The following is a 19,057-nucleotide window of genomic DNA, read 5'->3' as shown; positions in this document are numbered from 1 at the left end:
CGGCCGGTCGGCTCGCGTCGTCGGGGGCGCGCTCGCGTCGGCGGGGGCGCCCCCTCGGCCGGAGGGCCAGGTCCAGTTCCTTACGCTGGGCTCCCGTGACGACATCGAGCGGTTTCGCGCATCCCCGCTGGGGTCTTCAGTTCCATTGGTGGGCCGTGGACCCGTCCGGGGAGGTGGGACTGTTCTACTCCGCCTTCGGTCCCGTCCCGACTGCGGCCCATGCGCACGGTGCGGCGATGGACGAGGCGACCGCCCGGGCAAGGGCGTGGCATCCCGAGTGGTTCGACCGGGTCTGCCACGACGAGCCGGAGGAGTGCCCGCAGACGCACTGCCCGGTCGCACTGGACCGAGGGCCCTACCTGTTCACATGGGACGAAGAGACCGACGACCGGTACACACGCTTCGGCGTCCCGAAGAAGCCGCTGCGCGCCGTCGACATGCCACGAACGCTGGCAGAGGCGGCCCTGTTGGTCGCGACCGACTTCGTCTTCGAACGGGCCGTCCGGGTCGATCTGCGTCGTCCCGCAGGACGGGAGCTTCTGTCGGGCAGCGATTCGCACGGGCACCGGGATGCCGAACCCACCGGCGCAATCCGCAGCTGACCCCGTTCCGATCGCTGCCATGCGGGTTCCGACCTCCGTGACGAGCTGCGCGCGGGCGTCGTCGGCCGGTCGGTGCGGTGGGTCGGAGCCCGCACAAGATGTCCTCGAACCTCTTCCTGGCGGACGGCACGGTCGTCGGGCGCGCGCTCACCCAGTTCGGCGACTCCGCCGCGACGGCTTCACCGCCGGCCTGACGGCCTACGTGCCCACCACATGCCCGCCGGAGGTACTGGAGCACCACCTCCAGCACTACGCCGTCGAGTTCAGGGACTGGATCGTCACCGCCGCAGCCGCCCGCGCCTGAGGTCCGGGGTCTCTCCGTACGAGACCATGCCGGACGGGACGCACCCGTTTCCGGCGCGGCACGTTGGACAGGGCAGGGCCCCGCGCAAGAGGCTGGGGGAGGGGCCGCCCCACCGTCCCCGAGGGGCGGGGTGGCCGACCGGGGACCGACCGGAAACCGACCCGAAACCGACCGGAGACCGGCGGGGAAACCGGCGCGGAAACCGGCCGGGAAAGGTGGTCCCGGTGATGTCGAGAAACCGTGACCGGCTCCGTCCCGGCAGTGAAAGCGACGCACGCGACCCGCACACGTCGAACGTGACGCGACCGCCAACCCGGTCGCCGCAGCGAGGAGAGACACCATGGCCAAGTACCTGATGCTCAAGCACTACCGAGGCGCCCCGGCTCCGGTCAACAACGTGCCCATGAACAAGTGGACCCGGGAGGAGATCTCGGCCCACGTCCAGTACATGAACGACCTCGCGGCCCGGCTGGAGAAGACCGGCGAGTTCGTCGAGGGCGAGGCGCTCGCCCCGCAGGGAGAGTGGGTCCAGTACGGCGGGGAGGGGCGTCCGCCGGTCACCGACGGTCCGTTCGCCGAGACCAAGGACCTCATCGCGGGGTGGATGGTGATCGACGTCGACAGCCATGACCGGGCCGTGGAGCTGGCCGGGGAGCTGTCGGCCGCCCCCGGAGCGGGCGGCGAACCGATCCACGAGTGGATCGAACTCCGCCCGTTCCTGGGCGCGCGCCCCACCGTCACGGAGTGACCCCACCAGGGGGCGGGACGGTGGACGAGGCACTGATCCTGAGCCTCACCCCGGGCGTACTCGCGGTCCTCGTCCGCCGCGGAGCCGACTTCGCGGCGGCCGAGGACGCCGCGCAGGAAGCGCTGCTCCAGGCGGTTCGCGTCTGGCCGGCCGACCCGCCGCGGGACGCGAAGGGCTGGCTGATCACCGTGGCCTGGCACAGATTCCTCGACGCGACCAGGGCGGACAGCGCCCGCCGCCACCGTGAGGTCCGGGTGGACGAGGAGCCGGCACCCGGGGCCGCCCGCGCGGTGGACGACACGCTCCAGCTCTACTTCCTCTGCGCACACCCCTCGTTGACCCCCGCGTCGGCGGTCGCGCTGACCCTGCGCGCGGTCGGGGGGCTCACCACACGCCAGATCGCCCAGGCATACCTGGTGCCCGAGGCGACCATGGCGCAACGCATCAGCCGGGCGAAGCGCACGGTCTCCGGCGTGCGGTTCGACCGGCCCGGCGATGTCGGAACCGTGCTGCGCGTCCTCTACCTGGTCTTCAACGAGGGGTACTCCGGTGACATCGACCTCGCCGCCGAGGCCATCCGCCTCACCCGGCAACTCGCCGCCCGTGTCGACCACCCCGAGGTCTCCGGGCTGCTCGCCCTCATGCTGCTCCACCACGCCCGGCGGGCCGCCCGGACCGCGCCGGACGGCAGTCTGGTGCCGCTGGTCGAGCAGGATCGCGGCCGGTGGGACACGGTGGCGATCGCCGAGGGCATCGGGATTCTCCAGGCGGCCCTGGCCCGCGACCGGTTGGGCGAGTACCAGGCCCAGGCAGCCGTCGCGGCGCTCCACGCCGACGCGCCCACCGCCGAGGAGACCGACTGGCCGCAGATCGTGGAGTGGTACGACGAGTTGACGCGCCTGACCGACAGCCCGGTCGTACGGCTGAACCGTGCGGTCGCGGTGGGGGAGGCGGACGGCCCGCGCGCGGGTTTGGCCGAACTCGCGGCGCTGGACGACGGGTTGCCCCGCCACACCGCCGTGGCGGCGTACCTCCACGAGCGCGACGGCGACCCGGTGACGGCAGCACGGCTGTACGCCGAGGCCGCGCACCGGGCGACCAACCTCGCCGAGCGCGACCACCTGACGCGCCAGGCCGCCCGCCTCAACGCGCGCAGGACCGCTGACGGTTGACGGTTCAGGGTCGCGTCCGACGGTTCCCGTCGCAGGGCGAACTTCGCGGCCGGTGTGTGCGCCGCCCGTGCACGGGTCAGGCACCCCGCTGGGGAGCCGGGATGTCCGGGCCCGGGTCCGGTGCGCACTCCGTTCCGCCGTCCGGGGCGGCGGCACGGAGGGCTGCTTCGACCCGGCGGTTGCTGGTCATGGATGCCGTGATGGCCGTCATCGTGAGGAGAAGGGCGGCGGCGGCGAAGAGCGGGGTGCGGAGGGAGTAGGTGGTGGCCAACCAGCCGCCGAGGAAGGCCCCGACGGGGGCGGCGCACATGGCGAGCATGCGGGAGGTGGAGGCGACCCGGCCCATGAGGTGGGCCGGGACGATCGCCTGCCGCAGGGAGGGTGTGAGCACCATCGTGGCGCCCATTCCGGCCCCGCAGACGGCGAGTGCAACCCCGGCCACGTACGGGTTCGAGGCAGTGGCCAGGCCCAGGACGGCGAGTCCTTCGATGGCGGCCGTGCAGGTCAGGGCGGTGCCGGTGCCGAGCCGTCGGCCGAGGGAGGAAGCGATACCCGCACCGAGCAGGCCGCCGGTGGCCTCCGCCGTGAGGAGCAGGCCGAAGCCGTAGGTGTCGATGCCGAGGCGGTCGTGCGCGAAGAGGGCGAGGACGGTCTCCACGGCGAGGAAGGCGACGTTCCCGACCGCCGGGCGGAGCGCGAGGCCGAGCAGCAGCCGGTCCCTGAAGACGTACGAGGCGCCGGCCCGTGCCTGGCGGAGCAGCGACTCGCGGACTTTTGGCTCGGACCGGGGTGTGGCGGGCAGGGTGCGCACGAGCAGCGCGGAGAGCAGGAACGAGACCGCGTCGGTGAGCAGCGGAACCGCCCGCCCGAGCGCGAGCAGCGCACTGCCGGCGGGTGGCCCGGCGAAGCCGGACATGGCGGTCTGGGCGCCGCGCAGACGGGAGTTGGCGAGCGCCAGGAGTGCGGGATCGCGGCGGAGAAGGCCCGGCAGGTAGGCCGTGGCGGCGGTGTCGAAAAAGAGCCCGCCGAGGCCGAGCAGGAAGGCGACGGCCGCGAGCAGCGGAACGCTCAGCACGTCGAACAGGGCCGCCGCCGCGGGTATCCCGAGCAGCAGCGCACGGGCCGCGTCCGCGACCCACATCGTGCGCCGGTGGTCCCAGCGGTCCACCAGCGCGCCGCCGAGTACCCCGAAGAGCAGCCACGGCAGTGTCCCGGCGGAGGTGACGACGGCGAGCGCCATCGGATCGCGCGTCAGCGTCAACGCGAGCAGCGGCATCGCGGCGTGCGTGACCCCGTCGCCGAGCGAGGACACCGTCTGCGCGGTCCACAGTCGTCCGAATCCGGTCGGTAACGCCGAGGCTCCTGAGGTCACTCGGTGCCTCCGTCCACCTGATCGCGCGGGGTCGGACGGAACAGCGCGAAGGCGAGCGACACGTCCGGCAACGACGGATCGGACAGCTTCTGGTACTCGTCCGCCAGAGCATCCAGCCGTGCCCCCAGCTGCGCGAACTGCTCCTCGGTGAGCCGCAGATGGGCCATGCGCACGTGTTGGCCGCCGACCCCCGAAGACGCTTCCAGATCCGCCACCGCATGCCGCATCACCACATTCGGCTGCCCGGCCCCCGCATCCGGCAGCACGATCGCCCGCGCGGCCATCGCGTAGTACCGCTCGGTGACGCCCCGCACCTTCCGCGTCCGCACCACCTTCACCAGCCCGGACCGCTCCAGCAGACGTAGGTGGTAGCTGGAACTCCCCTTCGCCAGGCCGATCTTCTCGGCGATCTGGGTGATCGTCGCGGGCTCGTGGCGGAGCGCGGCCATGATCCGGTGGCGCGTGAGATTGGAGACGGCGCGCAGCTGCTCGTCGGTGGTGACGTGAAACGTCTCGGGTGGGTCAGCGGTAGTCATGCGAGCAATGGTCAACGATCCTTGACCATTGCGCAAGGGTGTGCGGCGTGCGAACCCGCCGCAGGCGCGTCGCTCAACTCGCCCCGGTGGACGGGTCGGTGCGGTTCTGGGCGCCCCGTCGTCGGATGGTCACACCGGCCCGGCCCCGGGGGCGGTCCTGCCGGGGGATCATGCTCGCGCGGACCTGGGACACGCGGCTGCGTACGTCGTCGCGGGCGACCGTTCCGGGTGGGCTCGCCGGGGGTGCGTGTTCGCCGCGGCAGGGGCGGCAGAGGCCGTCGAGCAGGGCGGCCTCGGGTCCGGGGGCCTTGCATTCGCGGCACTCGGCGGTGCGCGGGCCGGGGTGTGCGGACCCGGTCGGCGGCGGGGTGGCGGTCCGGACCGGTGGCAACTTGTCCGTCAGGCGGCGTCGGGCGAGCGAGGCCGCGTGGTGGACGGTGGACGGCAGTCCGGCGGTGAGCGCGTGGAGCAGCTCGGCCTCGCCGGCGCCGCGCTCGAACCATTCGCTGACCTGCGGTTCCAGCAGGGCGCAGTCGGCGGCCGACAGTGACAGCGACGGGTTGGTCCGACCGAGCGCGGCCAGCAGGATGAACGCCCGTGAGCGCGTCGGCCGTTGGGTTTCCGCCGGTACGTCGCCCCGGGCGAACGTGGCCCACCAGTCGGCGTCGCGGGCGGTACGGGAGAAGGTCGTACGGGTCACCCAGAGCAGCTGCGTCTCGTTGGCCACGACGATCTCGTCCCAAAGCAGATGCCCGGCCGCCTCGAGCCTCCTGAGCACGGTGCCCATCGCGCACTGGCCGTAGGGGAGGACCTTGGCGAGGGTCTTCACCGAGATGTCGGAGCCGTCCGGCAGCCGGTCGATGTACGCGGCGATGGCCGCTTCGCGCGGCGGTAGATGGTCGAAGTCGCGTGCGGAGGGCGGCTTCTGGTTCGGGGCCGAGCGCTTGCCGTACCCGGGGTTGGACATCGGGTGCGGGGTGCGGGGCAGGGAGCCGTGCGGGGGGAAGGGGGCAGCACTAAGCTGGGTCGCAGCCATGGGGATCGGTCCTCTTCGACTTGTCGATCTTGATGGTCAGACCCCTGTCCGGTGTTGGCTCACCGGCAGGGGTCGACTCTTTGGTGGTCTGGTTGAGGCGAACGCTAGATCGTCGGCACCCTGCGTGGCAAGCCGGTCACGAATTGTCAACTCTGGGGGATTAAACGGACGCGCGAGGGTGACGCGGGGGCGGTCGCGGCGCGGGCCCGGTGGTGGCGTCGGGGGCGGGCCTGCGGCGGGCCGGGGGCTGGTCCGGGGTGGCCCGGTTGCCCGGAGTGGCCCGGGGTGGGTCTTCTGTGGCGGTCCTGGGGGGCGCCTGTTCGCTGCGACCGTTCGCTGTGGCCGTTCCTGCGACCGTTCGCGGCGGTCTTCCGCCAACGGCTCTCGTGGCCAGGGTGGGTGGGTGGGAAAACAGCCCCCTCCGCCCATTCCCATAGAAGAGCGCTCGGATCCCGTCGCTTGAGACCCGGGTGAGGGAGCGACGGGAGGGCGTCCCTCGATCGAGTGAGCGCACTCCGTGGCAGAGGGGGAGTGCGGGTGTGGCTGACGCGCCCCCTCGTTGCGAACCGCCGTTCGGCAAGGCCGCATCGCCGCCAGCGCCCTGCGGTCGAGTGCGGGACCAATCGCCTCGCGTCCCGTCGGCCGCGGCCGCGCGGGTCAGTGCCGCGATCGCGATTCCGCCGCGGACGACCCCTCCGGTGTCGTGCCCCCGGTGACGCTCAGGTCCTGGGTGCCTATGACGGAGAGCAGTTCCAGTTGCTCGGCTCCCGGGCTTCCGGGCGGCGCGGTGAACCACAGCAGGCGTTGGCTTCCGTCCTCGCTGAGGAGGTTGTAGCAGTCCAGTTCGATGATGCCCAGCGTGGGGTGGACGATCTTCTTGTGGTCCATGCGGCGCACCGCGACGTCGTGGGTGTCCCAGAGCGCTGCGAATTCCTGGCTACGGCGGCGTAGCACGGCGACCATCTTCGTGACCTCCGCGTCCCGGCCCCGCCGGGCAGCCGCTGCCTGGAGGTCGGCCACGAACACCCGGGAGTGGTGCGGGTGATCTTCGGGCGGGTAGATCTCGCGCGCCTGCGGGTCGGTGAACCAGCGGTACACGAAGCTCGCCGTCGGGCCGCGGTGTGCCGGGGACTTGCCGAGCAGGGTCAGAGCCAGCTCGTTCTCCACCAGGGTTTCGTGCAGGTCGGTGATGATGCGCGCGGGAGTGGTGGACAGCCGGTCCAGCAGCCCGAGGAGCGCGGGCTGCACGTGTGCGGACGGCCCGTGTGCCGACCGGGGGATCGGCCGTTCGGCCAGGTGGAACAGGTGGTCGCGCTCGTCGCCGTTGAGGCGCAGGGCTCGCGCGAGGGCGGCCAGCGTCTGGGCCGAGGGCTGCACGCCGTTCTTTCCGCTGCCGCGTTCCAACTCGGTGTAGTAGTCGGCCGACAGCCCGGCCAACTGGGCGACCTCCTCTCGGCGCAGCCCGGGGACGCGCCGACGCGGGCCGTGGGGGAGACCGACCTCGGCGGGGCGGATGCGGTCGCGGCGCGACCTCAGGAAGGCGCCGAGTTCGGATAGGTTCACCCCTCCATCGTCGCCTGCGCGCCGGACCGTAGCCAGGGGGTGGCATCCCCTGGGTAGACGCAGCCCTGGCTGGGAGCGGGGGACCGGTCGATCCTGGAGGAAGCAGCAGGGCGACGGCGAGTCCGCGGCCCGACCCACATCCATCACAGGAGCCAGTCATGCCCATTCCCACCCTCCCCGACGGGACCGCTGCCCCGGCCCAGCCCTCCGCCTCGCCCCGCGTCGCGATCATCACCGGCGGCTCGCGCGGCATCGGCCGTCAGAGCGTCAGCCGACTGGCCGCCGACGGGTACGCCGTCGTGGTCGGCTACGCCGGCAACCAGGACGAGGCCGAAGCCGCCGTGAAGGATGCCGTCACCAGGGGTTCCCGGGCGATCGCAGTGCGCGCGGACGTCGCCGACGAACACGCGGTGGCAGCGCTTTTCGACGCGGCCGAGGCAGAGTTCGGCGGTGTCGACGTCGTCGTGCACGCGGCCGGGCGGATGCACCTGGCGCCGATCGCCGAACTGGACCTGGCCGTCCTGGACGACCTGCACCGCACCAACATTCGCGGCACGTTCGTCGTCGTCCAGCAGGCCGCCCGTCGGGTGCGCCCCGGCGGCGCGATCGTGACGTTCTCCACGTCCGTGGTGGGGCTCGCCTTCCCGGGCTACGGGGCGTACGCCGCCAGCAAGGGCGCCGTCGAGGCGCTGACCCTGATCCTGGCCCGGGAGCTGCGGGGCCGGGACGTCACCGCCAACGCCGTCGCACCCGGCCCCACGGCCACCGACCTGTTCCTGGACGGCAAGGACGCGGAGGCCATCGCCCGCCTGGCCGCCCAGCCCCCACTGGAGCGACTCGGCACCCCGGCCGACATCGCCGAGGTCGTCGCGTTCCTGGCCTCCCCGGCCGGCCACTGGATCAACGGACAGGTCGTCCGAGCCAACGGCGGAATCATCTGAAGGAAGCGCACCCTGATCGCTGGAGTTCCAGTGACGAACCGGCGCGCTGTCCGTGCCCGCGCGCCGGGACGGCAGCGAAGTCCGCTCCGCGGTCGCCGACCGTGCCCGCCGACCGCGTCCGAGCCGACTTCTTCCGACGCCTCGGTCTGGACAGCCCGCTCACCGCAGACGCCTCCCCATGACGCCCTCCCCATGACGCCGCACGACACCCCTTGTCACGCCCGACGGAGAAAAGGAACGGCCAGCCATGCCTTTCGCGAACTTCAAGGTCCCCGAGAAGACCCTCACCCCGAAGCAGAAGGAGGAGATCGTCACCCGCACCACCGAGCTGTACGTCGAGATATACGGCGAGCGGGCCCGCAACAACACCATGGTCCTGGTCGAAGAGGTCGCCGACGGCGGCTGGGGCATCGCCGGCAACGTGCTGACCCTCGCCATGCTCGGTGAGGCGACACCGAGCGACACCGGCGTCGCCTGACCGCACCGGCCGTCAAGCGGCCCACACGCCCCTTGTGAGGCCGGGGGCCCGCCGCCGATCGCGCCCGGCGGCCCTCGGCCCCGGTGAGCTGGCGTGGAGGACGCCCACGCCAGGTTGAGAGGAAAACCCGGAATCACCCGATGGTGGCGACTTCACGGAAAGCCATGGTCACGCAGGGTACTCGATTGCTACGTTCTGTCACATTGGGCCGCTGGCGGGCGGGTCGACAGTGAGTCGGTGGGGGGTTGGTCATGTCGATGGAGCGCGGTATCCAGAGGGCGAGGAGCGGGTGCGGACGGGGCCCGGATCTCGGGTGCGGCCGGGACTCGGGTCCCGGGTCTCGGATCTCCGGGATGGCGATGTCAGAGCCCCGCCTTGCCGGTGGCCCAGAACGGCTTGGTGGTGATGGCGCGGCGCGGCAGTATCCGACTGTCGACCAGTGCCGCCCGCTGACGCTGGATGGACTGGGCGTGCCCCAGCAGCATCGCTCCGTCGAGCCGCGCGAACTCGCCCTCACCGGCGGCGCGTTCGAGCCAGAAGAAGAGTGCGTCGCCAGGGGCCTTGGTGATCGGCAGGAAGTGGTAGCGGGGCCAGCGAGCTTCCAGGGCCTCGACTGCGGGCTCCGGTACCTCGATGGCGACGAGCGACTGTTCGTCCACCCGCGCATAGGCGTCGATGGTGCCGAGGGTGGAACCGTCGCCGAGGTAGAGGCGCCGGGACCCGGTCTCGCGCAGCGGCCGGTGCCGGGCGGCCAGCATCACGGTTTCGGTGCCGGGCCGTAGGCGGCTGACCCAGGTGGAGCCGGGGCCCTGTGACGTGGTGGTGGCAAGGATGCTGATGAGCTCGGGCTCGGGCCCGCCGCTCACGCCGGTGTTGGTGCCGGTCGTACCCACGGTCCGTACCGTGTAGCGGCGGCTCAGGGTGGGGGTGACCCGGAATTGGATCTCGTGGCCGGGTTGCCAGCCGCCGGGTGGAGCCGAGGCGCGCAGGGTGAGTTCGAGGAAGCCGGGCGCCGGCTGCTGTACATCGAGTACGCGCGCACGGCGTCCCATGGCGGATTCCGCGAGCTTGCCTATGAGGGCGGGCGCTTGGGGCATGGGGCTCTCTTCTCGGGGAGGGCTGCGGGGCTCGACCAGTGGTGCGGGAAGGCCGATGACACCGACCGGGGGCGCGGCGCGGTGCGCGGGACGAGTCCCGTACGACGGGTGTGACCTGCGACCAGCACAGTAGGGCCTGTACGGGTCGTACGCCCATGGTGGACGTCATCATCCGTCACATATCACCAGGCCCCCGTCCCTCAACCGCCCCGTCCCTCAACCGCCCCGTCTCGACCGCCCCGTCTCGACCGCCCCGTCTCGACCGCCCGTCCCTCAACGGCCCCGTCTCGACCGCCCGTCCCTCGACCGCCCCGTCCAAAGTCCGGTCAGCCCAGACCGCCGGTGGCCCGGATGTTCTGGCCGGTGATCCAGCGGCCCTCCTCACCCGAGAGGAAGGCGACCACGGCCGCGATGTCGGCGGGCGTCCCGAGGCGCCCGAGCGGGGTCATCGCCGGGATCGTGGCCAGCGCCTCGGCCGGGTTGGTGCTCCGGAGCAGGTCGGTGTCGGTGGCGCCGGGGGAGACGGTGTTGACGGTGATCCCGCGCGCACCCAGCTCGACCGCCGCCCCGACGGTGAGCTGCTCCAGAGCACCCTTGCTGACCAGGTACGGCACGATGCCAGGGGCCGGCCGCAGGGTGTTGAGCGTGGAGATGTTGATGATCCGGCCGCCGTCCGGCATGTGCCGGGCCGCGTACCGCAGGGTGAGGAACGCGGCCTTCGTGTTCACCGCGAATGTCTGCTCGAAGGCTTCTTCCTCGATCGCGGCGAGCGGGATCGGGGCGAAGCTCGACGCCGCGTTGTTCACCAGGATGCTCACACCGCCGACCGCATGCTCCTCGGCCGCCTCCATCAGCTTCTCGGCGGCCCCGGACTCCGCCAGATCCACCTTCAACGCCCATGCCCGACCGCCGGATTCCTCGACGGTGCGGACGACCTCCTCGGCCGCCTCGGTGTTCCGTGCGTAGGTGAACACGACCTCGGCGCCCTCACGGGCGAGCCGCTCCACGATGCCCCGACCGATTCCCCGGGAGCCGCCCGTCACCACGGCGGTTCTGCCTTCCAGCGTTCCCATGGTGCTCCCCTGCCTTCCGTACACTTCGCCCACTCCGGACACTTCGGTTCAGCGGTCCGAAGCTACGGACGCCCCGATCGCCGGGCGCCACGTCTCGCCGACAGCGAAAAGCCGCATAAGGCACCGCAGAACCTGATTCCGTACCCGTGAACCGGAACCCGGCGCCCCGGAAGAACTCCCTCACCGGCACCGCTGGGGCGAGGGGAAATGGCAGGGTCGGGAGGGGCGGCGCAGAAGGCCGACGTCGCGGACCGTGAGCCTCGATCGTCGCGGCACGGAAGGGCGGGTCGCCCGCCGGGATTCACTCTTTCGTGCCATGCGTCGACGGCGAGTCCGATGGCCCGATCGGGCTGTCCGGACGACTCCCGGCCAGGTGCCGCCGACCGCCGAATCTACGACAGAACCTTGCGCATCAGCGTGCACATCGTCTCGTAGCGGTGCAACGTCCCGTCCGGAGCCCGCACGTCCCACGAATCCGGCTGACGGTCGTACGCCACATAACCCAGCCGTGCGTAGAGTGCCCGCGCCCGCGGGTTGCTCTCCTCCACACCGAGCTCCGCCAGCCCCAGACCACGATTTCTGATGCGCCGCTCCGCGGCCCCCACGAGGAACGTGCCGATCCCGCACGACTGCAACGCGGGATGGACCGCAAGCTGCCACAACGTGCCGACGCCCTCCTTGACCCGGTAGTCGATTCCACCCTTCGCCACGGGAATGTCCGTCGTGGGGCACACCGCGAGGTAGTCGACCTCACCCAGCCGGGCACGCTCCAACTGCCGTGCGACGCTCTCCAGGTGGAGATCGGAACCCGCCCACCCGAGCGCCGGCAGGTCTCCCTGCACCAAGTCGCGCGCCGACAGCTTCAACTCAACGCTGCTCATCTCCACCGCCCCTTCGTCGCCCCTCTTCGCCGCTCCGATCAGGCGCTCTGATGTACCGCTCCGATTCCTCGCGTCCGGCCGACAGCATCCACGCCGGCCGCACACGGCGCAACGCAGTTGCGGGCCGGACCGGACACGCCGTCTCAGAGTCCGGTGGCTCGTTGGACGAGCCCGCTGGGGTCGGTGTTGGCTCCACAGAGGACGACGGCGACCCTCTCGCCGTTGGCGGGGCGGTAGTTGCGCGACGACCCGGTGGGCCTGGTGGTCAGGTCCCGGTCGGGCACGTGGTGCGGCGCGGCAATGAGAGCGGCCAGTGCGGTCGCCGCCCCGTGTTCGACGGCGATGCGCCGGTGGTCCCAGAGGCTCTGGCGGGCGCGAACGATCTCGTCGTCCCCTACGAGTACGGAGTGGACGCGGTCCTGCTGGGCCGAGTGCAGGGCCATGGCGGAGGTGCGGCGGGCCCCGAGGGAGTCGGAGGCGATCGAGTCGACCGGTACGTCGACGGGACGGCCGGCCTGGAGGGCGGCGTTCAGCGCGCGGCAGTTCTCCGGTTCGACCGCGACGGTGCGGATGCCATGGTGCTGGGCGGCGGTGGCGATACCGGCGAACAGCCCGCCGCCCCCGACGGCGACGACCACGGTGTCCAGTCCGGGGACACGGGCCCGGATCTCTTCGAGGAGGGTGCCGGCCCCGGCGGCGATCAGCGGGTGGTCGTAGGCGTGGGAGGGGAGCGCGCCCGTCGCCTTCGCGAAGTCCTCGCAGGCGGCGAGCGCTTCGGCGTACTCCGTCCCTACGAGGCGTACGTCCGCGCCGTAGCCTCGGAGCTTGGCGACCTTGACTTTCGGCGCGGTCGTCGGGAGGAACACGGTGGCCGAGATGCCCTGCTGCTGGGCCGCCCACGCGCACGCGAGTCCGGCGTTGCCGCCGGAGGCGATGGTGACCCCGTGGTCGGGCAGGGTGCCGGCGTCGCGGTGCGCCTGGATGAAGTTCTGGGCACCGCGGGCTTTGAAGGACCCGGTGTGCTGCATGTACTCCAGCGCCAGCCACACCTCGCAGGCGGCATCGGGGCGGTCGTCCAAGGGGTCGCGGTGGGCGGTGGGGATCGCCCCGGCGTCGACCGGCGCGATCGCGACGGGAAGGACGCGCCCGGAGATCCGGTCGGTGGCGGCCTCGATGTCACCGTAGGTGAGGTGGTGCTGCACGGGGTTGGCTCCCTTGGCTGTGCGGTGGTGAGCGCCGGGCGGCGGGCTGCCCGGCGGTGGTGAGGACGGCGAAGAAGACGGAGAGGGAGTCGGAGGCTGCCGAGAGCCATGGACTCACCGGCCGCCGGTACCGTCTCCGGTCGTCCTGGCCCGTAGCTGTACGCCGTGCCGGTGCCTCCCGTCGGCCGACTCTCAACGGCGGCGCCACACCGTCGTCACACCGTCGTCGCGACCATCGAGGAGAGAGAACACACCCTATGACGCCACCGGAGTCCGTCGTGATCGAGCGCATGAACGGATCGACCGCCCTGCGGGCCGCGAGCCAGCCCTGTACCGGCCGGCCCCAGGCCGCCTACCGGGCGCGGGGGTGCCGCGCAAGCTCGGCGAGGCACATCCCGGGGGCGCAGGGGCGCAGCTCCACGACGTGATGCTGCTCGACCGTACGGGCCGCGGGTGCCCCGGGCGCGGGTGCCCCGGGCGGGGCTGAGGCGGGCGTGGCCCACTCAGGTCAGTTCGTCCGCCAGCAGGTCCATCAGCAGACCGTCCTCCCAGAGACCCGAGCGTTCGTTGTGCCAGTACGCCCGCATGATCCCGACCGGCTTGAACCCGACCTTGGCGTAGCAGCGGATCGCCGCGGTGTTGGCCGCCGCGGGGTCGATGGTCAGCCGGTGATGGCCGCGTTCCCGCACCAGCCACCGGGCCAGCGCGCGTACCGCGTCTGCGCCCAGCCCGCGCCCGCGGTACCGGGCCGACAGAAAGATGTCGATGCCTGCCCGGCGGAACTGGGGGTCGGTCTCCTCGCTGCACTGGATGGCACCGATGACCTCGCCCTGGAACACGATGGCCAGCTTGTCCCGATAAGTGGTCGGGGGTGGAGACCACCACGCCGCAACGGCCGGCTCCCGGGCCACCCTGTGAAGGATCTCGGCGTCATGGTCGGTCGCCGACCGCAGTAAGACCTTGTCCCCGTTCAGCTCCATGCGTCGTCCCTCCCGGATGGGCCCTCGTCAGTGCGCGATGGAGTCGATCAGCTCGCGGGCGCCCTGACGGAGGAGGGTGACCGCGACCGACGTGCCGAGGGTGGCCGGGTCGAGCGGACCGGCCCACTCGTGGGCGTTCAGGACCGTCTTGCCGTCCGGGGTGAAGACGCAGGCGCGCAACGAGAGCTCGCCGGTGCCCCGGTAGGTGGCGTAACCGGCGATCGGACTGTTGCAGTGGCCCTGGAGCACGTGCAGGAACATCCGCTCGGCGGACATCTCACGGTAGGTGCCCGCGTGGTTGAGGCCGCTCACCGTGCCGATGGTCGCGGTGTCGTCCTCGCGGCACTGGAGCGCGAGCACCCCGGCCCCGATCGGCGGGCACATCGCCTCCGTGGACAGCACCTCGGAGATGGCATCGGTACGCCCGATACGAGCCAGCCCGGCCGCCGCGAGCAACAGCGCGTCCGCCTCGCCCGCCGCGAGCTTCTCCAGCCGCCGGTTGGCGTTGCCCCGGAACGGTACGCACTCCAGATGCGGGTGCGAGGCCGCCAACTGCGCGATCCGGCGCACCGACGAGGTCCCGATACGGGCCCCGTCCGGCAGTTCGTCCAGCGTCAGCCCACCGGGGTGCACGAGGGCGTCCCGTACGTCGTCGCGCTTCAGGAACGCCGCGAACACCGTCCCGGCCGGCAGCGGCCGGTCCGCCGGTACGTCCTTCACGCAGTGCACCGCGAGATCGGCCTCGCCGGCGAGCAGCGCCGCGTCCACCTCCTTGGTGAACGCCCCCTTCCCCTCGACCTGGGAGAGGTCACCCAACCACTTGTCCCCGGTCGTCTTCACCGGCACGACCTCGGTGGCGATACCGGGGTGCAGCACCGCCAGTTCAGCCCGTACGCGTTCCACTTGGGCCAGGGCCATCGGCGAGTCGCGGGAGACGATACGGATGAGTTCTGGAGTGGCCATGCGTTCACGATAGACCTGCGGGACGTGGCCGCGGGGCAGGACGCGTAGGGGGGCGGCGCCGAAGCACGGACCGCCGAGGCCGGGCCCCAGCGGCCTGTACGGCCTGAGTCCTGGGCCTCGAATCGGCGGACGTCGGTCGGTGTCGGCCGTCTTCGGCCGTCTTCGGTCAGCCGGCCTTGAGGTCGCTGACGAACGCGGCCCACGCCTCGGTACGGAAGACGAGGACGGGGCTGTCGCTCCGGAGCTTGGAGTCGCGGACGGGGACGACGCCGGGGTGGTTGTCGGAGGTCTCCAGGCAGTTGCCACCATCGCCGCCGCTGAAGGAGGACTTGCGCCAGGTGGCCGTGGTCAGGTCATGGTCCGTGCTGTTCAGCTTCACGCGAGAAGTCCTTTGCCGCTGACTCGATGAAGGCCGAGGACGCCTCCGGCGACAGTGCGCTGGCCACAAGGAGATCGTAGGTCAGTTCGTACGCTCTTACGGCTGCTGGGTCGTCCAGCAGTTGGCCGGTCCCAAGGCCGTCCAGGTAGGCGAGTGGCGGTGCGTCGTCGAAGGACATCAGTTTCAGCGAGCCGTCCATGGCCGCATGGCTACCTGCGCTGAACGGCAGTACCTGCACGATGACTCGGCGCTGTCGAGCCAATGTCCCGAGGTGCGACAGCGACTCGGACATCACAGCAGCCCCGCCCGTGTCCCTCCTGATGACTGCCTCGTCCAGGACGAGCCAAACAAGTGGCCGTGTTGGACGGGCCAAGAGCTCCACCCGCTCCAACCGCGCCGCGACAAGAGCGGCGATGGCTTCCTCGGTGGCGGTCGGTTGGTAGGCGAGGAACACTGCCCGCGCGTAGGCAGCCGTCTGCACGAGACCGGGAATGAGCTGCGCCGAGTACTCCCTGATCTGCGTGGCCACAGCCTCCGCCTCAGCGGCCTCCGCGAAGTGGTCCGGGTACTTCGACTTCCGCAGCGCCGCGCAGTTGCGGGCGAAGAATCCGTCCGTCGTGAGGATCTCGTCCAGGCGCTGGGCCTGGTCGAGTTGCATGCGGCGGGTGCCCGCCTCCAGTTGCCCGATGGACGAGCCGCTGACGAAGAGCGGGGCGCCCAACTCCTCCTGGGTGAGGCCCGCCTGTTCCCTCCGGTAGCGGAGTTCCGCGCCGAGGAACGCGCGCGGAGAGGAAGACGGGTCGAGTTTCTTCGGGCCGGGCATGACAACTCTCCGTTACACACGTGCGGTTGTTGGAACCGCGCCTCTTCCAGGCTAGTCGCGCGTCGGACACGCTGGGTTGCGTATCTATTACACAGCGTGGAAGGAACGAGGTGCATGAAGGTGACCGAGCAGCGCAAGGTGGCCGAGGGGAACATGCGAGCGGCGGAGGATGCTGTCGCTCGGTTGAAAGCCGCGCTCGCGGGGGTGGGGGCCACCTTGCCGTCGCTGCGGATCGACCTGGTTTCGTGCGCGAGCGACGCGACGGCTCCGCTCGTGGATCTCGGTCGGTGCGGCGTCGGGACGGCGCTGCGGCTGAGCGAGGCGCCGGAACGCATGAAGAGGGAGCTGGAAGGGGAGAACGCCCAGGTGAAGGAGGGTGCGGAACATGCCGGTCGAAAGGTTTGAGCCGTGTGTGCCGGAGCGTGGATCGTTCGCGGTCGACGTCCGGACGGGCAAGGTCGGGCGGGTGATGGGCCAGGTGGGGCCGAACATCCAGCTGCGTCCGCCCGGTGGTGGTCTTGAGTGGGACTGTCCGCCCGAAGCGGTGCAGCCGGCGTCGCCAGGTGTGGTGCTCCGCGCGAGGGTCACGGAGATCAATCGGGAGGGGCAGCTGCCCCGTTGAGGACCGCCCGGCGGGTCCGGTACTCCCTCGGGCTCGTCAGCGGACGCCCGTCACCGCACGTGATCGTGCGGCCGGGAAGACCGGGGAGACCGGGGAGGCCGGGCCGACCGGACGTACGCGGCGGAGCTGCCGGGCACACGTCGCGGGGCGAACCCTCTTCGGGCCCGCCCCGCTCTGTGCGACGTGCGCGGTACTACGTGCTCTGTGCTACTTGCTTGGTGCGATGTGCTCTGTTCCAGGTGTTCCACGCGAGAGGCTCAGCACGGGCGCGCCACAGGGGCGTACCCAGTGGGAACCACTCCGCGCGTGGTGCTCACGGCAGGGCGCCGGAAGACGCGCGGCCTCAGATCAGGCGGTGCATCCCGTAGTGGGTGGCCAGGTCCGTGTAGTAGGCCGGGTCGCCCGAATGCGTCGGCCGTTCGAACTCCGGCGCGTCCTTGATCTGTTCCTTCGTGAGGTCCACGTGAACCGTGCGCCCCTCCGTGTCGATCCGGGAGACCGTACCTGCGGGCAACAGGATCTCCCGCCCGAAGATCCACTCGCCGGTGTCCACCAAGAGGTGGGCGGAACCCACCTCGTCGGAGTGACTGTCGACCTTGCCGACGTGCCCGTCGACGGCTTCGACCGCGAATCCGGTCAGGTCGATCCCGGAAATGTGGCCGCTGCCAGAGTGGTAACCCCACGGGTCGTTGCTCATGGGTTTCTCCTTCCTCGGCGGTCCTTCGGTGACGCTTCCCGTCCGGCGGATCGAGCGGCCGGTGAGATGCGCTCAGAAGTTCGCGTGCCCGCATCCCTCGGCTTCACACACATGCATCAGCGGAGCGCGGCGGCGACCCGCTCCCATGGCTCGGCAGATCGGCGAGCTGCTGGGAGCGGACGTAACGTCCGGGCTGAGCTGGAACCGCTGTCGTGGAAGCCTGGTCAGGGTGACAGCCCTTAGGGAAGCTACCCAACGGCCGGTTCACCACCCGCCTGTGACCGACTGCTGCTGTTCACGTACTTCGCCCTGCAGACAGATCGTTGCCAGCGGATGGGGAGCTGCTCGGCTCTCCTGCTGAAATGCGCGATAGAAGTTGCCCATCACCGCGGCGATCGGCGCGTAACGGACAAAGAGCGCCGCGATCGACGCGGGAATCCCCTCCGGGGGCTCCCCTTGGGCGCACGCGTTCACGAACGCCTTGCGTTCTTCCGGTTTGTATCCGTAGAAAGCCACGGCCAGCCAATTCACCAGGTGGGTGACGGCGTAGCACCGGTCGTAGGTGCGGTGCTGGTCGAAGAAGTCGTGCTCGTCCTGTGTGAGGTCGAAGCGTGAGGAGATCGTGAGGCCGTAGTCGGTGAAGAAGAGCTGTCGGCCATCGGTGAGGATGTTCTCGAAGTGGGCGTCGAAGTGCAGAAGCCCGCGGGCGTTCATGAACGAGAGGCCGGCTTCCAGCTTCTCGTCGACCATGGCGCAGGCCCGTTCGGCGGCCTCGTCGCCGGCCCCGATCTGGATGCCCAGCCAGTCGTGCAGGTTCTGTGGGACGTACTCCAAGAACAGTACGAGGCTCGCCGTGGACTGCTGGAGAGCTTCAATTCGACGGCGTACCGCCGGTTTGCCTCCCCAGTAGGCGACAGCTCGATCCACATCGGCCAGTTCCTCGGGCAACGGCTGGACTGAGTGTGGGATCACCCGCCAGTGGTACATCAGAGGAAAGCCCTCGTACTCACCCGCGACCACCCAGTTCGTTGTCATGGTGTGCGCGGCCAGCTCCCGCCAGGCCCCGAACCCGGGGCCACCGATGGTACCGATGCCGTAGTGACAGAAGGTCGGGAGTCCGAACAGATTCGCGGTGGAGTGAACATGCTCCGACCGTCGCTCCCTATCGGTCAGCCGTACCTGCTTGACGAAGACCCGGGTTCCCTCTACCTCCAGTAGGACCGTCTTCCCGCCGATGCCCGTCCTCAGTGGCGCGCCGGCGTCCACCAACTCGCGCAGACTGCGGTCACTGCGCAGCGCCAGCGATGTAGAAACGATGCCGTGAGCGGCCAGGCGAGCACTGCGGGGCATTTCAGAAGCCTGCACTCATGCCTCCAGCTATGCCCCGCCTCTTGTTCAACGGACTCAGCGGACACCGGGACGGCGGCCAAAGGCCACCCTCCCACGCCAGAGCCGATGAGGTGCGGCATAACTCATGTCTCGGCGGCTGCCGTTGGGGCTGTGTGGCGAAATCCGAAGAGCGCGCCGGGAACTCTGCGCACTTGCTTACCAGTGACGTTTACCGCTGTCCGTGCCGTCACCACCTTGC

21 protein-coding genes are annotated in these 19,057 nt (G+C 70.8%); 7 read left to right on the top strand and 14 right to left on the bottom strand.

Annotation, left to right across the window (positions count from 1 at the left end; genetic code table 11):
• Positions 1-95 precede the first annotated feature (95 nt).
• The 3 genes from ACFYPN_RS25610 (at position 96) to ACFYPN_RS25600 (ending at position 2,826) form a co-directional block, all read left to right on the top strand.
• Positions 96-602: a hypothetical protein gene (locus ACFYPN_RS25610; RefSeq protein WP_358759405.1), complete on the top strand. Its 507-nt coding sequence runs from the start codon at positions 96-98 to the stop codon at positions 600-602.
• A gap of 644 nt (positions 603-1,246) precedes the next feature.
• The gene (locus ACFYPN_RS25605; RefSeq protein ID WP_358759403.1) at positions 1,247-1,654 is read left to right on the top strand and encodes a YciI family protein; all 408 of its coding nucleotides are present in this window, start codon (positions 1,247-1,249) and stop codon (positions 1,652-1,654) included.
• A gap of 20 nt (positions 1,655-1,674) precedes the next feature.
• Positions 1,675-2,826 (top strand): DUF6596 domain-containing protein, encoded by a 1,152-nt coding sequence (locus ACFYPN_RS25600; RefSeq protein ID WP_358759520.1) that lies wholly within the window; start codon positions 1,675-1,677, stop codon positions 2,824-2,826.
• A 76-nt stretch (positions 2,827-2,902) separates the two neighbouring features.
• Here ACFYPN_RS25600 and ACFYPN_RS25595 read toward each other — a convergent pair whose 3' ends face one another.
• The 4 genes from ACFYPN_RS25595 to ACFYPN_RS25580 form a co-directional block, all read right to left on the bottom strand.
• On the bottom strand, positions 2,903-4,198 hold the full coding sequence (locus tag ACFYPN_RS25595) for an MFS transporter (RefSeq protein WP_358759401.1): 1,296 nt from the start codon (positions 4,196-4,198) through the stop codon (positions 2,903-2,905).
• The gene (locus tag ACFYPN_RS25590) at positions 4,195-4,734 is read right to left on the bottom strand and encodes a winged helix-turn-helix domain-containing protein (RefSeq protein ID WP_358759400.1); all 540 of its coding nucleotides are present in this window, start codon (positions 4,732-4,734) and stop codon (positions 4,195-4,197) included. Before ACFYPN_RS25590 ends, ACFYPN_RS25595 begins: the two co-directional genes overlap by 4 nt.
• A gap of 73 nt (positions 4,735-4,807) precedes the next feature.
• Complete coding sequence (locus ACFYPN_RS25585; RefSeq protein WP_389301307.1) at positions 4,808-5,701, bottom strand: hypothetical protein; 894 nt, start codon at positions 5,699-5,701, stop codon at positions 4,808-4,810.
• Between the two features lie 726 nt (positions 5,702-6,427).
• The gene (locus tag ACFYPN_RS25580; RefSeq protein ID WP_389301304.1) at positions 6,428-7,333 is read right to left on the bottom strand and encodes a helix-turn-helix transcriptional regulator; all 906 of its coding nucleotides are present in this window, start codon (positions 7,331-7,333) and stop codon (positions 6,428-6,430) included.
• Between the two features lie 158 nt (positions 7,334-7,491).
• Here ACFYPN_RS25580 and ACFYPN_RS25575 point away from each other — a divergent pair, with 158 nt between their 5' ends.
• Both ACFYPN_RS25575 and ACFYPN_RS25570 read left to right on the top strand, forming a co-directional pair.
• A complete protein-coding gene (locus ACFYPN_RS25575; RefSeq protein WP_358759394.1) occupies positions 7,492-8,274 on the top strand; it encodes an SDR family oxidoreductase in 783 nt (260 codons plus the stop codon).
• Between the two features lie 247 nt (positions 8,275-8,521).
• Positions 8,522-8,752, top strand: a complete 231-nt coding sequence (locus tag ACFYPN_RS25570) for a tautomerase family protein (RefSeq protein WP_389301300.1) — start codon at positions 8,522-8,524, stop codon at positions 8,750-8,752.
• 362 nt (positions 8,753-9,114) lie between these two features.
• On the opposite strand, the gene ACFYPN_RS25565 is transcribed toward ACFYPN_RS25570, so the two are convergent.
• The 8 genes from ACFYPN_RS25565 to ACFYPN_RS25530 all read right to left on the bottom strand — a co-directional run bounded on the left by ACFYPN_RS25565 (position 9,115) and on the right by ACFYPN_RS25530 (position 16,150).
• The gene (locus tag ACFYPN_RS25565; RefSeq protein WP_358759391.1) at positions 9,115-9,849 is read right to left on the bottom strand and encodes a hypothetical protein; all 735 of its coding nucleotides are present in this window, start codon (positions 9,847-9,849) and stop codon (positions 9,115-9,117) included.
• Positions 9,850-10,175: 326 nt separating this feature from the next.
• On the bottom strand, positions 10,176-10,922 hold the full coding sequence (locus ACFYPN_RS25560; protein ID WP_389301297.1) for an SDR family oxidoreductase: 747 nt from the start codon (positions 10,920-10,922) through the stop codon (positions 10,176-10,178).
• Positions 10,923-11,314: 392 nt separating this feature from the next.
• On the bottom strand, positions 11,315-11,803 hold the full coding sequence (locus tag ACFYPN_RS25555; protein ID WP_389301294.1) for a GNAT family N-acetyltransferase: 489 nt from the start codon (positions 11,801-11,803) through the stop codon (positions 11,315-11,317).
• Between the two features lie 143 nt (positions 11,804-11,946).
• Complete coding sequence (locus ACFYPN_RS25550; RefSeq protein WP_389301291.1) at positions 11,947-13,005, bottom strand: threonine/serine dehydratase; 1,059 nt, start codon at positions 13,003-13,005, stop codon at positions 11,947-11,949.
• 503 nt (positions 13,006-13,508) lie between these two features.
• The gene (gene aac(6') / locus ACFYPN_RS25545) at positions 13,509-13,985 is read right to left on the bottom strand and encodes an aminoglycoside 6'-N-acetyltransferase (protein ID WP_358759383.1); all 477 of its coding nucleotides are present in this window, start codon (positions 13,983-13,985) and stop codon (positions 13,509-13,511) included.
• A gap of 27 nt (positions 13,986-14,012) precedes the next feature.
• Complete coding sequence (gene hemC / locus ACFYPN_RS25540) at positions 14,013-14,948, bottom strand: hydroxymethylbilane synthase (RefSeq protein ID WP_358759381.1); 936 nt, start codon at positions 14,946-14,948, stop codon at positions 14,013-14,015.
• A gap of 166 nt (positions 14,949-15,114) precedes the next feature.
• Positions 15,115-15,327 carry a DUF397 domain-containing protein gene (locus ACFYPN_RS25535; RefSeq protein ID WP_358759379.1) on the bottom strand — a complete coding sequence of 71 codons (213 nt, stop codon included), beginning with the start codon at positions 15,325-15,327 and terminating at the stop codon, positions 15,115-15,117.
• The gene (locus ACFYPN_RS25530; protein WP_389301288.1) at positions 15,302-16,150 is read right to left on the bottom strand and encodes a Scr1 family TA system antitoxin-like transcriptional regulator; all 849 of its coding nucleotides are present in this window, start codon (positions 16,148-16,150) and stop codon (positions 15,302-15,304) included. Before ACFYPN_RS25530 ends, ACFYPN_RS25535 begins: the two co-directional genes overlap by 26 nt.
• Before the next feature lie 114 nt (positions 16,151-16,264).
• Here ACFYPN_RS25530 and ACFYPN_RS25525 point away from each other — a divergent pair, with 114 nt between their 5' ends.
• Both ACFYPN_RS25525 and ACFYPN_RS25520 read left to right on the top strand, forming a co-directional pair.
• On the top strand, positions 16,265-16,555 hold the full coding sequence (locus ACFYPN_RS25525) for a hypothetical protein (RefSeq protein ID WP_389301285.1): 291 nt from the start codon (positions 16,265-16,267) through the stop codon (positions 16,553-16,555).
• The gene (locus tag ACFYPN_RS25520) at positions 16,536-16,772 is read left to right on the top strand and encodes a hypothetical protein (RefSeq protein ID WP_358759373.1); all 237 of its coding nucleotides are present in this window, start codon (positions 16,536-16,538) and stop codon (positions 16,770-16,772) included. Before ACFYPN_RS25525 ends, ACFYPN_RS25520 begins: the two co-directional genes overlap by 20 nt.
• Positions 16,773-17,115: 343 nt before the next feature.
• Here ACFYPN_RS25520 and ACFYPN_RS25515 read toward each other — a convergent pair whose 3' ends face one another.
• Together ACFYPN_RS25515 and ACFYPN_RS25510 are read right to left on the bottom strand one after the other, a co-directional pair.
• The gene (locus tag ACFYPN_RS25515; protein WP_389301282.1) at positions 17,116-17,469 is read right to left on the bottom strand and encodes a PRC-barrel domain containing protein; all 354 of its coding nucleotides are present in this window, start codon (positions 17,467-17,469) and stop codon (positions 17,116-17,118) included.
• A gap of 264 nt (positions 17,470-17,733) precedes the next feature.
• Entirely contained in the window at positions 17,734-18,819 is a 1,086-nt protein-coding gene (locus ACFYPN_RS25510) for a protein kinase family protein (protein ID WP_389301543.1), read from the bottom strand.
• Positions 18,820-19,057: the final 238 nt, after the last annotated feature.

The sequence above is a fragment of the Streptomyces sp. NPDC005576 genome, from assembly GCF_042871745.1.
Lineage (GTDB): Bacteria > Actinomycetota > Actinomycetes > Streptomycetales > Streptomycetaceae > Streptomyces.
The sequence above is the reverse complement of the archived record's forward strand: the minus strand, read 5'-3'. Positions and strand labels throughout refer to the sequence as shown.

Coding starts and splice junctions, on each gene's coding strand:
- hemC (WP_358759381.1), bottom strand. CDS start 14,948: ATGGCCACTCCAGAACTCATCCGTATCGTCTCCCGCGACTCGCCGATG.
- ACFYPN_RS25590 (WP_358759400.1), bottom strand. CDS start 4,734: ATGACTACCGCTGACCCACCCGAGACGTTTCACGTCACCACCGACGAG.
- ACFYPN_RS25530 (WP_389301288.1), bottom strand. CDS start 16,150: ATGCCCGGCCCGAAGAAACTCGACCCGTCTTCCTCTCCGCGCGCGTTC.
- ACFYPN_RS25510 (WP_389301543.1), bottom strand. CDS start 18,819: ATGCCCCGCAGTGCTCGCCTGGCCGCTCACGGCATCGTTTCTACATCG.
- ACFYPN_RS25520 (WP_358759373.1), top strand. CDS start 16,536: ATGCCGGTCGAAAGGTTTGAGCCGTGTGTGCCGGAGCGTGGATCGTTC.
- ACFYPN_RS25585 (WP_389301307.1), bottom strand. CDS start 5,701: ATGTCCAACCCCGGGTACGGCAAGCGCTCGGCCCCGAACCAGAAGCCG.
- ACFYPN_RS25565 (WP_358759391.1), bottom strand. CDS start 9,849: ATGCCCCAAGCGCCCGCCCTCATAGGCAAGCTCGCGGAATCCGCCATG.
- ACFYPN_RS25555 (WP_389301294.1), bottom strand. CDS start 11,803: ATGAGCAGCGTTGAGTTGAAGCTGTCGGCGCGCGACTTGGTGCAGGGA.
- ACFYPN_RS25525 (WP_389301285.1), top strand. CDS start 16,265: ATGAAGGTGACCGAGCAGCGCAAGGTGGCCGAGGGGAACATGCGAGCG.
- ACFYPN_RS25515 (WP_389301282.1), bottom strand. CDS start 17,469: ATGAGCAACGACCCGTGGGGTTACCACTCTGGCAGCGGCCACATTTCC.
- ACFYPN_RS25575 (WP_358759394.1), top strand. CDS start 7,492: ATGCCCATTCCCACCCTCCCCGACGGGACCGCTGCCCCGGCCCAGCCC.
- ACFYPN_RS25605 (WP_358759403.1), top strand. CDS start 1,247: ATGGCCAAGTACCTGATGCTCAAGCACTACCGAGGCGCCCCGGCTCCG.
- ACFYPN_RS25570 (WP_389301300.1), top strand. CDS start 8,522: ATGCCTTTCGCGAACTTCAAGGTCCCCGAGAAGACCCTCACCCCGAAG.
- ACFYPN_RS25560 (WP_389301297.1), bottom strand. CDS start 10,922: ATGGGAACGCTGGAAGGCAGAACCGCCGTGGTGACGGGCGGCTCCCGG.